General features: G+C 68.3%; 11 protein-coding genes. 9 read left to right on the top strand and 2 right to left on the bottom strand.

Annotated elements, in window-relative coordinates; translation table 11 throughout:
- Positions 1-150: 150 nt before the first annotated feature.
- Entirely contained in the window at positions 151-534 is a 384-nt protein-coding gene (locus tag ABZ454_RS23705; protein ID WP_359540610.1) for a hypothetical protein, read from the top strand.
- Between the two features lie 341 nt (positions 535-875).
- A complete protein-coding gene (locus ABZ454_RS23700; protein WP_359540608.1) occupies positions 876-1,793 on the top strand; it encodes a hypothetical protein in 918 nt (305 codons plus the stop codon).
- Between the two features lie 202 nt (positions 1,794-1,995).
- Here ABZ454_RS23700 and ABZ454_RS23695 read toward each other — a convergent pair whose 3' ends face one another.
- Complete coding sequence (locus tag ABZ454_RS23695) at positions 1,996-4,119, bottom strand: alpha-galactosidase (protein WP_359540606.1); 2,124 nt, start codon at positions 4,117-4,119, stop codon at positions 1,996-1,998.
- Between the two features lie 178 nt (positions 4,120-4,297).
- Between ABZ454_RS23695 and ABZ454_RS23690 the strand changes: the two genes are divergently transcribed.
- The 7 genes from ABZ454_RS23690 (at position 4,298) to ABZ454_RS23660 (ending at position 14,380) form a co-directional block, all read left to right on the top strand.
- Positions 4,298-5,479 (top strand): ROK family transcriptional regulator, encoded by a 1,182-nt coding sequence (locus ABZ454_RS23690; RefSeq protein ID WP_359540603.1) that lies wholly within the window; start codon positions 4,298-4,300, stop codon positions 5,477-5,479.
- 2 nt (positions 5,480-5,481) lie between these two features.
- Positions 5,482-6,795, top strand: a complete 1,314-nt coding sequence (locus tag ABZ454_RS23685) for an ABC transporter substrate-binding protein (RefSeq protein ID WP_359540600.1) — start codon at positions 5,482-5,484, stop codon at positions 6,793-6,795.
- A gap of 22 nt (positions 6,796-6,817) precedes the next feature.
- Complete coding sequence (locus tag ABZ454_RS23680; RefSeq protein WP_359540597.1) at positions 6,818-7,762, top strand: sugar ABC transporter permease; 945 nt, start codon at positions 6,818-6,820, stop codon at positions 7,760-7,762.
- Positions 7,759-8,685, top strand: a complete 927-nt coding sequence (locus tag ABZ454_RS23675; RefSeq protein ID WP_359540594.1) for a carbohydrate ABC transporter permease — start codon at positions 7,759-7,761, stop codon at positions 8,683-8,685. The genes ABZ454_RS23680 and ABZ454_RS23675 overlap by 4 nt, the downstream gene beginning before the upstream one ends.
- Positions 8,686-8,765: 80 nt before the next feature.
- Positions 8,766-10,574: a CBM35 domain-containing protein gene (locus ABZ454_RS23670; protein ID WP_359540591.1), complete on the top strand. Its 1,809-nt coding sequence runs from the start codon at positions 8,766-8,768 to the stop codon at positions 10,572-10,574.
- A 138-nt stretch (positions 10,575-10,712) separates the two neighbouring features.
- The gene (locus ABZ454_RS23665; RefSeq protein ID WP_359540588.1) at positions 10,713-13,145 is read left to right on the top strand and encodes a glycoside hydrolase N-terminal domain-containing protein; all 2,433 of its coding nucleotides are present in this window, start codon (positions 10,713-10,715) and stop codon (positions 13,143-13,145) included.
- Between the two features lie 92 nt (positions 13,146-13,237).
- Complete coding sequence (locus ABZ454_RS23660) at positions 13,238-14,380, top strand: SGNH/GDSL hydrolase family protein (protein ID WP_359540848.1); 1,143 nt, start codon at positions 13,238-13,240, stop codon at positions 14,378-14,380.
- Positions 14,381-14,455: 75 nt separating this feature from the next.
- Here ABZ454_RS23660 and ABZ454_RS23655 read toward each other — a convergent pair whose 3' ends face one another.
- Positions 14,456-16,501, bottom strand: a complete 2,046-nt coding sequence (locus ABZ454_RS23655; protein ID WP_359540586.1) for a phosphocholine-specific phospholipase C — start codon at positions 16,499-16,501, stop codon at positions 14,456-14,458.
- Positions 16,502-16,630 lie beyond the last annotated feature (129 nt).

Here is a 16,630-nt window from a genome sequence, read left to right as displayed (position 1 = left end):
GTCCTCGTCCGCTCAGCGGCCAGAGGCGAGCAGGGCAACAACCCGTTCGATCTTGCGGAGAAGCATGGGTAGGCGTCGTGGCACCAGCCTGACCGCAAGTTCCCGACACTCAGCCAGATCCGCCCCGACCGACCTTCAAGGGAGTCAGGCATGTCGAAAATTACGCAACGTGTGGTGCAGACCATCGGAGCCGCAGCGCTGGTGCTCGGCGGAACAGTCGCCATCACGCAGCCCGCCTCCGCCGCAGCGCACACGTGCAGCGGGTCGGAGGAATTCGTCTCCTCCACCTCCGGCTCGCGGGTCTGCTTCTACGGTGACACGTGGTCGATCAAGATCTGCGACACGGCCTCCGGCAACCACCCGGCGGCCAGGGTCTACAGCTACGGGGAGACCACCGTCTACCACGAGAACCCCGGCTACAACCACTGCAGCGCAGAGATCTATCTGCCTTTCGAGGTGGCCTTGAGCTTCCAGGCCCGCACGTACAGCGGAAGCACACTCGTCAGCTCGGGCAACACCGTTTACGTCATCTGACCGCGGGATGCGCCGCGACCGCCGCGCACCCCGCGGTGGCGGTGGTGGCGACGGTCCAAGCGGCCCGTGCAGATGGTGCGGGACCTGGGCGCCGGGACGGTCGACGTCGCCCAGGTCCCGGCCGCCCGGATGACCGGGATGGCCCAGGTACGGGCTGTTTCGAAAGCGCCGCCCTCGACCGCCCGGCATGACCCAGTCACCACGCACAGCGCCGGTACCCGCATCGCTTGCTCCCCTGTCAGCCGGTCGCGCGTAGGTGCGCGACGGTGCCAGGTGACCGCGATTCCCGGTGCGGCGCTCGTGCTCCGCACTCTGTCCGATACCCGAAAGGAGCAGTACACATGAGAATCCGTTCGTCCTTCGCGACGCTCATACTGAGCGCCACCCTCATGCTCGCCACGAACTCTACGGCGACCGCTGTCCACCGTTCCGATGCCACCGCAACCAGCCAGGCTGCGATCGAGGCCGGCCCGCCTCCGCGCAAGGACAGCACGAAGCGCCCCGTCTTCTTCGTCAAGGGATACACGCCCGGCGACGCGTGCGGCAGTAAGTGGGACTCCGCAGCCAGCCTGTTCAACAAATCGCGCTGGGACGGCGAGTTGCACCGTGTCGGCTTCTACGAGGAAGACGATCCGGACTGCGACGTCCGCATCGACCCGGAAGGAAAGGGAACCGTCGACACGTCCCTGAAAGATCTGGGGCGCGGGCTGGCGTGGAAGATCCACGACATGAACTCGGCCAAGGGGCGGACCGTCGACCTCGTCGGGCATTCCATGGGAGGGCTCATCATCCGTGCCGCGCTGGCTGGATACGCCAAGGGCGACCCCACCTGGCCGGACACGTTGTACGTGGAGGATGTCGTCACCCTGGGCACTCCGCACAAGGCTGCTTGGATGGGCGCCGCCTGCCTCTCCAACCTGCAGTGCCGGGAGATGTACTACCCGCGCGGAGCCTTCCGGAGTTGGCTCGGAGCGAAGCTCTACCAGGCGCGGGGTGGAACGGACTGGACCCTTGTCAGTTCGAACGCCGACTTCTCCGTCAGCGCGGGGAACGGCGCTCCCACCGACGTCGGGGCGCAGCACCTTGTGCGGTACTCGGAGCGAGCGGACCTTGGCCACAGCCAGCTGCGGACGATCCGCCGGGCCGGCGCGTTCCCCCTCCGATACACCAACAACGGTGGGGCCTGGGGGAGCCAGCGGGATGGTGCTGCGCCCCTTCGAGTGACGAGGAACGCGCTGTACTGGCACAGCCGGTGGTGAACCGGCCCAGTTCGCCGCGATGGCGACCGTCGACTTCTCGTCGCCATGGCAGACGGCGCGCCACTGCCCTGAGGGTGCCGGCACCGTAGGACGCGCTTGGACGTCGCTTCTCATGGCTTGATCGGTCGTTGAGCTGTGCATGGCAAATCTGGTGGAGCGGCTGGTGCCGGGCATCCTCCGGACGGCGGCCCGCCCGGCCTCCTCAGGGCACGCGGATCAGATGCACGGCCGTGCTGGCCCAGTCCCCGGGAGGCAGTTCGGGCAGGATGCCGTAGCCGGTCAGTACGTTCGCGGAGTGCACCGTTCCGGTGCGGGTGTCACGGTAGCGGGCGCGCGGATCCAGGCCGGCCAGCCGCAGCGGCGTACGTGGACTTCCGTGGCGCGGGCCCCGCTGCCAGACCAGGAGCAGTGCCTCGCTGCGGTCCGGGCTGGTGTACTGCACAGCGGCTGGACCGTCATCCACCGGTCCGCGCGGACGGTGCATCACGCCGTGCTGGACGAGCGGACGGACGCGCTTGTACTCCGCGACGAGCTCTGCGCCCTCCGCGAGCTCCGCGTCGGACCAGCGCGTCAGGTCGCCGCCGATGCCCAGCACCCCCGCCATCGCCACATGGAAGCGGAAGCGCAGCGGTACCGAGCGGCCGGTGAGCTGGTTCGGCACGTCGGTCACCCAGGCGGCCATGGTCCGCGCCGGATAGATCTGGCTGTAACCGTGCTGGATGGCCACCCGATCGGAAGCGTCGGTGTTGTCCGAGGTCCAGGCCTGGTCGGTGCGAGACAGGATGCCCAGGTCCACCCGGCCGCCACCGCCGCTGCATGTCTCGATCCGCAGCGCGGGATGGTCGGCGCGCAGCCGGTCGATCACCTCGTACAGATTGCGCACGTACGCCGTGCCCACCTGATCGGCGTCGCCGTGCCGTTCCGGCCAGCCCGCTTCGCTGAACGCCCGGTTCATGTCCCACTTGAGGAAGTCGATTCCGTGCTCGCCCACCAGGCGGGTGAGCCAGCCGTACGCCCACTCCGCCACGTCGCGGCGCGCGAAATTCAGCACCAGCTGGCTGCGCAGCTCGGTGCGCGTACGGTGCGGGAAGTGCAGCACCCAGTCGGGATGCTCCCGGTAGAGATCGCTGTCCGGGTTGACCATCTCGGGTTCCACCCAGAGGCCAAAGCGCATCCCCAGCCGGTGCACCTCCGCGACCAGCGGCGACAGCCCCTCGGGGAACCGGTCCCGCGAAGCTGTCCAGTCGCCGAGCCCGGCCCTTTCGCTACGGCGGCCCCCGAACCAGCCGTCGTCCATCACATAGAGCTCCACGCCGAGCTTGGCCGCCCGCGCGGCCAACGCCTTCTGCCCGGCCGCGTCCACGTCGAAGCCGGTAGCCTCCCACGAGTTGTAGAGCACCGGCTGTGTCTCGTCCGGGTGCGGAAGCACGTGGGCGAGCGTATAGGCGTGCCAGGCCCGGCTCGCGGCGCCGAATCCGCCCTCGCTGTGCAGACCCGCGTGGACCGGGGTGAGGAACTGCTCTCCAGGACCGAGCGTCAGTGACGCTCCGTCATGGCCGGCGCCGCCGGTGAAGCAGGCTCGGCCATCGGGCGTGCGCTGCACCGTGACGCGCCAGCCGCCGCTCCATGCCAGGGCCGCGCTCCACACCTGGCCGTGTTCCTCGGTGGCGTCTCCCGCGTCCAGCATCACCCACGGGTTGGCGTGATGGCTGGTGATCCCCCGGCGACTGGTGAGTACGGTCTCGCCGAACGGCAGTTGCTCCCTGCGTAGTTGGCTCTCGGCGGACCATTGTCCCGTCACATGGCTCAGCCGATAGTCCTCCCTGGACGGCAGCGTCCATGCGGCGGAGTCGGCGCGCAGCAGGACGAGCGGGTCGTTCCCGGTGTTGCGCAGCCGGGTCCACCGCTCGATCACATCGCTGTCGGCGTACACGCGGTAGTGAAGTGTGACGGTCAGCGGATAGTGACGGTCCGAGAACTCCAGGGCCAGTTCCTGGGATCCGGGCTCCGGCTCGTGGACGCGGTGCCCGGCCGGCTGCCACTCGAAGGCGCGGGTGCCGTCGGCGAAGCGCACCTGCAACGAAGGCGTGCCGTAGCGGGCACCGCCGTCCACGGGCAGTTCCTCGCCGACGGGGGAGCGGCCCTCGAAGCTGCTGGCCGGCGGCGCCTGCGGAGCGGCGAGTTCCTGTGCCTCCTCGAGGGTCAGCCGCGGTCCCCACGCGAGGTGACAGGGCGCCCCTGTCGTGTCGGTCCGCAGGGCGTACGACGTGCGCGGAGTGGAGAGCAGCCAGACCCCGGCGTCGGGGGCATAGGAGATCACAGGCATGGATCCTCACGTTCGTTCGTGTCTCACGAGCAGATGGCAGCCAACCCTCCCTTCGATCATGTGTCAACACCTGGGGCACTTCTGGTAATTGAAAGCTTTGGTCGGTCTCCGGTGCTGATTCCAAAGGGGGTTGCTTCTTTCATTGACAGCGGAAAAGAACACCCCTACGTTTCGGGCCATGCGATCGACCCCTCGTACCGAGGCGGTTCCGGCACCGACGCCGGCCGCCTCCCTGGTCTTCACGACCGTGCTGACCCACGGACCGCTGACGCGGACCGAGATAGCCCGCCGCACCACGCTCTCCTCCGCCGCGGTCACCAAGGCGGTCCGTCCGCTCATGGACGCCGGATATCTGGTCGAAGGAGTGGACGAGGAAGCACGGTCCTCCGTCGGACGTCCAGCCAACCCCGTACGGGTGGACGGGGGGCGGGCCCTGTTCATCGGCGTCAAGGTGACCGGGGACGAGATCATCGCGGTCCTGACCGACCTGTGCTGCCGCATCCGCGTCGCCCGGCATGTCCGGCTCACCACCCGCGAGCCGGGCGCCGTGCTGGCCACCATTGCCGGACTCGTCCTGGAACTCCTCACGGAGGCGGACGGCTACGGGGTGGAGGTGCGCAGGATCGGTCTCGCCGTCTCCGGGGACGTGGACCGCGCGGCGGGAGTCGTGCGCTACTCGCCCTTCCTGGACTGGCGCGACGTGCCGCTCGCCGACTTGGCCGAGACCGTGACGGGGCTGCCGGTCACCGTCGACAACGACGTACGCGCGCTGACCGTCGCCGAGCAGTGGTTCGGTGCCGGTGTCGGACTGTCCGACTTCGCCCTGGTGACGGTGGGCGCGGGCATCGGCTGCGGACTTGTCGTGCACGGTCGAGTGGTCTCGGGCGCCCATGGTGTGGCCGGTGAGATCGGGCATCTGTCCATCGACCCGCTCGGGCCCCCGTGCCACTGCGGCAACAACGGTTGTGTGGAAGCGATCGCGGGCGACTCCGCCATCGTCCGCCGTGTCCGTGAGGTGACCGGTCTGCCCGTCGCCGACCCCCAGGAGGCCTTGGAGCTCGCCCACCGGGGCGACCCCGGCGCCAGGGAGGCGTACGCACGGGCCGGGGAGGCCATCGGCCGGGCCATCGGAGCCGTGGTCAACGTCATCGGACCCCAACGGGTGATCATTTCGGGCGAGGGCTTGGCGGCGTACGACCTGTTCGCCGAGCAGATCCGTGACGCGTTCACCTCGTCCGCCTTCGGTACCGCCGCGCAGTGCGACGTGATGACACGTCCACTGCCCTTCGAGGAGTGGGCGCGCGGGGCTGCGGCAACCGCAATCCAGTCCTTCATCGGATCAGACACGCACAAGGAGTAGCGATGACGCTGCAGAGCCGCACCCCATGGCCCTTGAACGCCCCCAGCCGCCGCAACGTGGTGCGCGGAGCGCTCGGAGTCGGCGCAGCCGCACTGGCCGTACCCGCCCTGACCGCCTGCGGAGGCGGTCCCTCGGCCGACCCGAAGACCGTGACCTTCGGGTCCAACGGGGCCGACGCGACCCCCAAGAAGGCCTACGCCGCCCTGACCGGCGGATTCGCCAAGGACAGCGGCCTCAAGGTCAGGACGAACACCGTCGACCACGACACGTTCCAGAAGACCATCTCCAACTACCTCCAGGGCACGCCGGACGATGTCTTCACCTGGTTCGCCGGCTACCGCATGCAGTTCTTCGCCAAGAAGGGCCTGGCCCACCCCGTCGACGACGTGTGGGAAAAGATCGGCTCCGGCTTCAGCGACGCAGCGAAGCAGCTGTCCAAGGGCCAGGACGGCAAGTACTACTTCGTCCCGCTGTACAACTACCCCTGGGCCGTCTTCTACCGGAAAAGCGTGTTCCAGGAGCGCGGGTACCAGGCCCCCCGCACCTGGAGTCAGTTCACCGCCCTCGCCAAGCAGATGAAGAAGGACGGCCTCTCGCCCATCGCCTCCGGCTACGGCGGTGGCGACAGCTGGTCCATCCTCGGGGCCTTCGACTACCTCAACCTGCGAGCCAACGGCTACGACTTCCACATGTCGCTGATGCGCGGCGAGGTGTCCTGGACCGACCGCCGCACCACGAAGGCCCTTGACCTGTGGCGCGAACTGAGCCCGTACTACCAGCAGGGCGCCGGCGGCCGCTCCTGGCAGGACGCCGCTCAGTCCCTGCTCGACAAGAAGTCGGGCATGGCCGTCATCGGTCTCTTCCTCGGCCAGCAGATCACGGACGAGGAACTCCGCGACGACATCGACTTCTTCGCCTTCCCCGAGATAGACCCGTCCTTCGGCCAGGACACTGTCGAGGCCCCCACCGACGGCTTCATGCTCAGCCGCAAGCCCAAGAATGAGAAGGGCGCAACCAAGCTGCTGGAGTTTCTGGGCAGCGCCGAGGCGGAGAACCTCTACATGGGGGCCGACCCGAGCAACGTGGCGGTCAACTCCGGTGCCGACACGAGCGCGTACAACACGCTCCAGAAGAAGTCCGCCGACCTCATCGCCTCCGCCAAGCACATCACCCAGTTCGGCGACCGCGACAGCGACCCCGGCTTCATCTCCACCGTCGTACTGCCCGGTCTGACCCAGTGGCTGGGACACCCTGACGACGGTTCGGCCCTGCTCAAGAAGATCGAGTCCCAGCGCTCGCGCTTCTTCACCGCCTGATCAGGGCCGGGAAGGTTCCACCATGTCCTCCGTACGCCATGCGCCGTCCTCTCCGTCACGCGCCCGCCCCCGGCCCCGCAGGCTCGGCGGCGGCGACCGTCTCTTCCTCGCGGTCATCGTCGGCATCCCCCTGCTCGCTCTGCTCGTCTTCGTCTGGCTGCCGGCACTGGCGTCCATCGGACTCTCCTTCACCAGCTGGGACGGCATCGCGCTGTCCGACATCCGCTGGATCGGGCTGGACAACTACCAGGAGATCTTCACCAATTACCCGCCGTTCTGGCCGGCGGTGCAGCACAACGTCGTCTGGCTGCTGTTCACGGCTCTGCTGCCCACTCCGTTCGGCATCTTCTTCGCGTACCAGCTCGACCGGAAGATCCGCTTCACCCGGGTCTACCAGACCGCGATCTTCCTGCCCATGGTGCTCTCCCTGGCCGTGGTCGGCTTCATCTGGGAGATCATCTACAACCCCGACAACGGGCTGCTCAACGGTGTACTGAACGGGGCAGCACCCGGCCACCACATCGACTGGCTCGGCGATCCGGACCTCAACCTGTGGGCGGTACTGGTCGCTTCGGCCTGGCGCCACACCGGCTACATCATGATCCTCTACCTGGCCGGCCTGAAGGGATTCGACCCCGCGCTGAAGGAGGCCGCGTCCCTGGACGGAGCCAACGAGCGCCAGACCTTCCTGCGCGTGGTCTTCCCCGCCCTCAAGCCCGTCAACATCATCATCCTGGTCGTCACCGTCATGGAGTCGCTCCGCGCCTTCGACATCGTGTACGTGCTCGGGGGCGGTGTCGGCAGCAAGCCCGGAATGGAGCTCCTCTCGCTCCTGATCACCGACAACATCATCGGCGAGTCCAGCCATATCGGTTACGGCTCCGCCCTCGCGGTGGTCCTGCTCGTCGTCTCGCTCATCGCCATCGGCACCTTCCTCGTACAGACCTTCCGCACGGAGGACCAGTGACCGCGACCGCCACACCGCCGGCCGCCGGCTCACGCACCCGCCGCTCGCCGTCCCCGGCGGACGGGCCCTCCCGCCCCAAGAGCCAGGCCGGACGGCACGTCCTCCTCGGCGGCATCGCGCTGCTGTGGCTCGTCCCACTGCTCTGGGCGGTCTACACCTCGCTGCGGTCCTACTCGGACACCAGTGCGCACGGATACCTCTCCTGGCCCCACAGCATCAGTCTGGAGAACTTCTCGGACGCCTGGAACCAGTCCGGGATGCCGCACTTCTTCTGGAACTCGGTCCTCATCACGGTGCCCGCCGTTCTCGGCACCCTGCTGTTCTCCGCGGCGGTCGCGTTCTTCGTCTCACGCTTCGACTTCCGCTGGAACATCGTCCTGCTGATGCTGTTCACCGCGGGGAACCTCCTCCCCGCCCAGGTGCTCATCACCCCGCTCTACCGGCTCTACCTCCTGGTCCCGCTGCCGGGCTGGATGAGCGATTCATTTCTGCTCTACGACTCGGTGTGGGGGATCGTCTTCATCCACATCGCTTACCAGTGCGGCTTCTGCACCTTCGTCCTCAGCAACTACATGCGGACGATACCCAAGGAGATCAGCGAAGCGGCCTTGGTGGACGGCGCACCCGTGTGGCGGCAGTTCTTCCAGATCGCGCTGCCGCTGTGCAGGCCCGCGTTCGCGGCCCTCGCCACTCTGGAATCGATCTGGATCTACAACGACTTCTTCTGGTCGCTCGCCCTCATCGAGACCGGGGACAAGCGCCCGATCACCTCCGCGCTCGCCAATCTCCAGGGCGCGTACTTCACCAACCCGAATCTGATCGCGGCCGGTGCGCTGATGACCGCGATCCCCACGCTGCTGGTGTACTTCGCGCTCCAGCGCCAGTTCATCAGCGGGCTGACCATCGGTTCCGGCAAGGGCTGAGCCGACCGCTTCACCGCTGTCTCCCGCCGTACCGACCCGATCCGTGTACGTTCCGCGCCGACCACAGGAGGTCTTGACCCATGCGGTCACCCTCGTACCCCGTCAGAGCTGTGCTGGTCCTGGCCCTCGCCGCCGGTCTGACCACCGCCGTCCCCGCCGCCATGGCGGCCGCCCCCACCGCCGACCAGGCGCGGCCCGTCACGCCCCCCGCCGCCGGGGTCGCGCAGAAGCCCTTCATGGGCTGGACGAGCTGGTCCATGCAGTCGTCCAAGTACCCGGGCCTCAACCCGGACGGCGACTACAGCTACCTGACCGAGAAGAACGTCCTCATGCAGGCCGGCGCCCTCGCGTCGAAGCTCAAGAAGTACGGGTACGAATACGTCAACATCGACGCCGGCTGGTGGCGCGACACAGCGTGGAAGCCGGAGTTCGACGCGTACGCCCGGCAGGCCCCCGACCCCGGTCGGTTCCCCCGCGGGATGAAGCCCGTAGCCGACGACATACACGCCAAGGGCCTCAAGGCCGGCATCTACCTGCCGGTCGGTCTGGAGAAGGAGGCGTACGGCGAGGGCCAGGTCCCGGTCTTCGGCGCGGCGCAGTGCACCACCGCCGACATCGTCTACCCCGACCTGCGCACCACCAACGGCTGGGACAGCAGCTACAAGCTCGACTTCTCCCGCCCCTGCGCGCAGAAGTACGTCGACTCACAGGCCCAGATGTTCGCCGACTGGGGCTACGACTTCCTCAAGCTGGACGGGGTCGGCCCCGGCTCCTTCAAGAACGGCGACAACTACGACAACGTCGCCGACGTCGCCGCGTGGCAGAAGGCCATCGCCACCGCGGGCCGCCCGCTCCACCTCGAGGTCTCCTGGTCGCTCGACATCAACCACGCCGCCGACTGGAAGAAGTACACCAACGGCTGGCGGATCGACACCGACGTCGAGTGCTACTGCAACACACTCGTGTCGTGGGAGAACTCGGTCAACGACCGGTTCGACGACGCCCCCAAGTGGACCCGGTTCGCCGGCCCCGGCGGCTGGAACGACCTCGACGCCGTCGACGTAGGCAACGGGGAGATGGACGGCCTGACCAAGGCCGAGCGGCAGAGTTACATGACCCTGTGGGCCATCGCCAAGTCGCCCCTGTACACCGGCGACGACCTCACCCGCCTCGACGACTACGGCGTCTCGCTGCTCACCAACAAGGACGTGATCGCCATCAACCAGGGCAGCGCCCCGCCGGCCCGGCCGATCACCGCGACCGGCAGCCAGCAGGTATGGGCGGCGAAGAACGCCGACGGCAGCTACACCGTCGCCCTCTTCAACCTCGGTGACACCTCCGCCGCCGTGACCGCCGACTGGCAGTCGCTGGGCTTCACCGGACACGGCAAGGTCCGGGACGTCTGGAACCAGGACGACCTGGGTACGTTCAAGGACAAGGTGACCCAGGCGCTGCCGGCCCACGGCTCCCGCCTGCTGACCGTGACGCCGCGTGGCCCCCTCTTCGAGAAGACGGCGTACGAGGCCGAGGCCCCGGCCAACACACTCACCGGCAACGCCTCGATCGGTGACTGCGGCATGTGCTCGGGCACCCACAAGGTGGGCAATCTCTACCAGGGCGCAAAGCTCCAGTTCAACGAGGTGACCGTCACCCGGGCCGGCACATACATGATCGACGTGTCCTACATCAGCGGTGACCAGCGTCCGGCGAGGGTTTCCACCAACGGGAACGGCGCCACCGCCCTGAGGTTCCCCGCCACCGCCGACTGGGGAACCGTCGAGACCGTCACCGTGCAGGTGACGCTCAAGGCCGGTGCCAACACCATCACCTTCGACAGCGGCGACGACTACGCCCCGGACATCGACAAGATCGCCGTCCCGCGGCTCTGAGTCCTCGCGCACCGCCCGAGTCCGTCTCACCTGACCGGTGCGGGGCGCTGATGCCCCGGCTCCCGCACCGGTGCCCCCCCTGCCCCGGCGGACCGGCACCCGCACGTTTGGCACCGTCCTTCCGAAATGGAGTGCACCGTGGACGACCAGCACATCGAACCCTCCGCGCCGGCCCCGTCACCCGTCGGCCCCAGCCGACGTCAGGCGCTCTCGCTTGCGGCCGCCGTGGGAGCGTTCACCGCGCTCGGCGGGCTGCCCGCCTTCGCGGCGTCCGCCCCCGTGGTCCGGCAGACGGCCTCCCCTCTGCTGTCCGAAGACTCGACCACCAGGTTCTGGTACCAGTCACCCGCCTCCGACAAGAACATGATCGAGCAGGGTCTCCCGGTGGGCAACGGCCGCCTCGGCGCGCTCGTCGGCAACGACCCCTCCCGCGAGGTGCTCCTCGTCACCGACGCCACCCTGTGGACCGGCGGCGTCAACGGCACGCTCGACGCGGACGGCCAGTTCCCCTACGGCCGACAGGACTTCGGTTCGTTCACGCTGCTCGCACGCCTGACCGTCGACATCCCCGACCACGACCTGTCGGGCATCTCCGCCTACCGGCGAGACCTCGACATCAGTCAGGGCGTGGTGTCCTCCTCGTACGTACGCTCCGGAGTCACCTACGAGCGACGGATCTTCGCCAGCCACCCCGACGATGCCATCGTCCTTCACTTCTCCCAGAAGGGCGGCGGACGCTACACCGGATCCGTCGCCCTCGCCGGCACCCACGACGAGAAGACAACGGCCGACAGGACCCGCGCCTACGCCTCGTTCGGTGCCTCCTTCCCCGACAACGGACTGCGCTACGGCGCGGCGGTGACGGCGTACAGCAGCACCGGCACCGTGGTGGTCGACGGTACGCGTATCACCTTCGCGGGCTGCAAGGAGCTCACGGTCGTCGTCAGCGGCGGAACGAACTACGCCCCTGATGTGAGGACCGGTTACCGAGCCCCCCGCCTGGACCCTGAGGCTCTGGCCAGGACCAAAGTCCTTGCCGCCGCCCGCTGCTCGGCCGCCTCCCTGCTGCACAGCCACGTCGCGGACCACCGCGAACTGTTCGAGCGCATGGACGTCTCGCTTGGCCGGTCCTCTGCGCGGCAGCGCGGGCTCGACACCTGGGAGAGGGTCCGGGCGCGTCACACCGGCGGCGAGCCCGATCCCGAACTGGAGGCGTCCTACCTCCAGTTCGCCCGCTATCTGATGATCGCGGGTTCGCGGGACAATCTGCCGGTCGCCCTTCAAGGGCTGTGGCTCGACGGCAACGACCCGGACTGGATGGGCGACTACCACACCGACATCAACATCCAGATGAACTACTGGATGGCCGACCGGGCGGGCCTCTCCGGGCTGTTCGACGCTTTCGCCGACTACTGCCTCGCCCAGTTGCCGTCCTGGACCGATCTCACCCACGAGCTCTACCAGGACCCGCGCAACCGGTACCGCAACTCCACCGGCAGGGTTGCGGGCTGGGCCGTCGCCTTCTCGACCAACATCCACGGCGGCAGCGGCTGGTGGTGGCACCCCGGGGGCAGCGCCTGGCTGGCCAACTCCCTCTACGAGCACTACGAGTACACCCTGGACAAGGCGTACCTCGCCAAGATCTATCCGCTGCTCAAGGGCGCTGTGGAGTTCTGGGAGGCGCGGCTGATCACCACGACCGTCACCGACCCGGCGACCGGCGGGTCCCGTGAGGTGCTCATCGACGACAAGGACTGGTCCCCGGAGCACGGTCCGCAGGACGCCAAGGGCATCACCTACGCGCAGGAACTGGTCTGGGCGCTCTTCGGAAATTACCGCACCGCGACCGAGGCTCTGGGCAGGGACGCGGCGTACAGCAGGACCGTCGGCGCGCTCCGGGAGAAGCTCTACCTGCCCGAGGTAAGCCCCACCTCCGGCTGGCTGCAGGAATGGATGTCCCCCGACAACCTCGGCGAGTCCACCCACCGCCATCTCTCCCCGCTCATAGGTCTGTTCCCCGGCGACCGCATCCGTCCAGACGCCTCCACTCCCCAAGAGATCGTGGCCGGCGCGACGGCCCTCCTCACCGCGCGGGGCATGGAGAACTTCGGCTGGGCCAACGCCTGGCGCAGCTTGTGCTGGGCCCGGCTCAAGGACGCCGACAAGGCATACCAGCTGGTCGTCAACAACCTCACCCCGTCCATCGGCGGTACCAACGGCACGGCGCCGAACCTCTTCGACATCTACGAGGTCGAGAAGGGGCGCGGCATCTTCCAGATCGAGTCCAACTTCGGCACCGCCGCGGCGATGATCGAAATGCTCGTGTACTCACGCCCCGGCCACGTCGAACTGCTGCCGGCCCTGCCCGCGGCCTGGGCGGCCTCCGGTTCGGTCACCGGAGTGGGAGTGCGGGGCGGCTTCGTCGTCGACCTGAGGTGGCGGTCGGGAAAGATCGTGGAGGCCCGGCTGCGCAGTGTGGGCGGTCGTACGACGACGGTCGCGTTCGGCGGGAAGACCCGACAGGTCAGCCTTGCTCCAGGTGCCTCGGTGTCTCTCCAGGACATGGTGTGAGAGCGGCCGGGGCCGGGCGGCCCTCCCTCCGTCGTCACCACTCCGCCGGTTTCGTCGCCGCGCTGCTGATCACCTTCGTACCGGCGTCCGCGCTGGCTGCGGCGCCGCCCACGTCTCCCGCGAAGCCGGCGCACCAGGTCGTCACCTGGGGGGCGAGTGCGGACCGGCAGGGCGAGGCGCCGCGCGACCGCAGCTACCGGATGGTGGTGCGCACCAGCGCCGGCGGCACCGGCACGCGGGTGCACCTGTCCAACGCGTTCGGCGACCAGCCGGTGACCTTCGACAGCGTCTACGCCGGGAAGCGGCGAGAGGGGGCGCAGCTCGTACCGGGCAGCAACCGCCCACTGACCTTCGGCGGTGGCGGATCGGTTACGGTCGCGCCCGGCGACAGCGTATTCAGCGACCCGCTGTCCGGACGCCTGACGGCCCAGAGCGACCTCGTGGTCAGCTTCCACGTGCTGAGCGCGGGGGGACCCTCGACCGGCCACGGCATGGCCATGCAGACCTCGTACGCGACGGCGGGCAACCACAGCGCGGAGGAGGGCGCCGAGAGCTGGACCGACCGTACCGGATCCTGGTATTACCTCGACGCCGTCAGTGTGGAGAAGGACCGGAGGACCAGTGCCGTGGTCGCGCTCGGCGACTCCATCACCGACGGCTGGCAGTCCAGCTCCGACACCAACCGCCGGTGGCCGGACTATCTCTCCCGTCGGCTCCAGAGCGCGACCGGCAGCGGCATCAAGGGGGTCGCCAACGAGGGGATCTCGGGCAACAAGGTCCTGGAGGACGGCGCGGGAGTGAGCGCGCTGAACCGGCTCGATCGCGACGTCCTCTCCCAGCCCGGGGTCAGTACGGTGTTCCTGTTCGAAGGCATCAACGACATCAAGTCCCACTCCGGTGTCAGCGTGGAGGAGATGGTGGCCGGATACCGGGAGATCATCGCCCGCTCGCACGCGGTGGGTACATGCGTCGTCGGCGCGACGGTGCTGCCCTTCAAGGGCTGGTCGGAGTTCGACCCCGAGAGCGAGGCCGTGCGCCAGGGGGTCAACGCGTTCATCAGGACCAGCGGTGAACTCGACGGCGTGGCCGACTTCGACAAGATGCTCCGCAGCCCGTACGACCAGGAACGTCTGCTGCCGTTCTTCGACGGCGGTGACCACCTGCACCCCAACGACAAGGGCATGCAGGCTCTGGCGGACGCGGTCGATCTCAGGTCGCTGGAGTGCGACCGCTGACGACCGGAGGGACCAGCGCCACTCGGTGGTCCGTGGGGCATGGACGGATGTCCGGTGCGGTCTGTCATGTGGGTGTCAGCCGCTGATGCTGGGCCGGCCGTTCTCCAGGTGGCCGACGAAGCGCTGTGACCAGGTGGCGTCCGACGAGGCCGTGACGGTGTGGTCGTACCAGCCGGAACCGTAGGTGAAGGCGGAGAAGTCGTCCGTGACGGTCTTGCCGGCCGGCACGGTGTACGTCCAGGGCCCACCGGTACGGTAGGCGTTCGCCCTGATCGTGAACGTCACAGCAGCCGCGGTGTTGTTGGTCAGAGTGAAACGGAGTTTGACGGCCCCGGAGACGGTGACGACGGAGGCGGCTACGAGAAGGTCCTTGCCGACCGTGGTGGCATTGCCCTTGAAGCGGCGCATGAACCGGTTGGGGCCGATGACGGTGAGGTCGTACAGGCCGTCGCCGTAGCCGGGGCCGCAGTTGTAGAAGTCGGTGGCGCTGTCGCCCGCGGCGACCGTGAACTGCCAGGGGCCGCCCGAGCGCTGCGTGCCGTTGGTGTAGGTGGCGAAGTGACAGGCGGCCGCGCCGACGTTGGCCATTTTGATGTTGGCATTGACGGCGCTGCCGGAGGTGGTGAAGGCGATCAGGTCGGCTGCGGGCTGGTAGGGCAAGGCCCGTGCTTTGCGGGTACCCGCCTCCTGGGCGGGCAGCTTGTTGTCGACCGGTGCGGGGTTGGGCAGGCTGGTGCACTGGCTCATGTCGACGGTGGTCGTGGTAGCCGGCAGGGCGGGCAGGCCGTAGACCGGGCTGGTGAAGTCGAACATGCTGGCGAGGTCGCCGCAGACCGCGCGCCTCCAGGCGCTGATGTTGGGGCAGGTGGCCGGTCTGCCGATCGCGGCCGTCCACTTCTCCAGGAAGCGCAGTACCGATGTGTGGTCGCTGGTCTGGGAGTTGACGTACCCGCCGCGGCTCCAGGGGGATATCGCGATCATCGGTACGCGGAAGCCGAGGCCGATACTGGTCCCGCCGATGAACTCCTCAGCTGTGCCGGCAGGCGGGGTAGGCGGCGGCACATGGTCGAAGAAGCCGTCGTTCTCGTCGTAGTTGAGGAAGAGGATGGTGGAGTTGAAGACGTCCGGGTCGGCGTTGAGCGCGTTGATGACCAGGTGGACGAAGTGGGCGCCGTTGGCCGGCGTGGCCATGGGGTGTTCGGAGTAGTTCTGGTCAGGGACGATCCACGACACCTGTGGCAGAGTGCCCGCCCGTACGTCGGAGGCGAGAGCGTCGCAGATGTCGGCGGCGACGTCGCCGGGCTCGGTGGTGCCCCGTGGGACGGTGGACATGCCCCTGGTTCTCAACGGGCTGCTGCTCGGCGCTGAGGCGAACTGCGTGAAGTAGGCGAGCCCGTTGTCGCCGTAGTTGTCCGTCGACTGGTAGACCTTCCAGCTGACGCCCGCCCTCTCCAGCGCCTCGGCGTAGGTCTGCCAGGTCAGCCCGGAGGCGCTGCCACCGTCCTTGGCCGCCTCGCTGATCTTGCCGCTCCACAGGAAGGTGCGGTTCGGGCCGGTCGCGCTCATCCCGGAAGCGTGGTAGGCGTCGCAGACGGTCCAGGTGTCGGCCAGGGCGTAGTGGAAGGGGATGTCGGCGCGGGTCAGGTAACCCAGGGAGCGCAGGCCCTTGGCCGAGACCCAGGAGTCCATTTTGCCCTGGTTCCACGCGGTGTGCTGGCTGACCCAGTCGTGGGCCAGGTCCCCGCCGCACTGGGCGAGGCGTTCGGGGTCGGCGCCGCCGGAGGCCTGCGTTGCGCTGAGCTGCCAGGGGTAGTGGCGGCCGGTCCCGTTCGGCTGGTCGAAGACGCTGTGAGCGCCCGCTGTCTCGACGGTGCTGCGGTCGGAGAAGCCCCGCACCCCCTGGAGCATCCCGAAGTAGTGGTCGAAGCTGCGGTTCTCCTGCATGAGGATCACGATGTGCTGCGCATCGCTCAGCGTTCCGGTCGCGGCCGCCGTCCCGGACGTGGCCGTTCGGGCCTCGGCGGCGGTTGCTCGGTCCGCCCGGGCGCCGCTCACCCCGACCGCTGCGGCCGCCGTCGCTGCGGTGAGGGTGATGAAATCGCGGCGGTTGGGCTTCGGCATGACACTCCTCGAAGGTCAGTGTTGACTGCTGCGTGCTGGGCGAGCACGTAGGCGAACGCGGGAAATGCTGTGCAGCAGGGCGGAGCGGTGGTTCGGACGATGACGGGTTCCATCGTCCGCCCGGGGGAA

This window comes from Streptomyces sp. NPDC005803, from assembly GCF_040630435.1.
Taxonomy (GTDB): Bacteria; Actinomycetota; Actinomycetes; order Streptomycetales; family Streptomycetaceae; genus Streptomyces.
The sequence above is the reverse complement of the archived record's forward strand: the minus strand, read 5'-3'. Positions and strand labels throughout refer to the sequence as shown.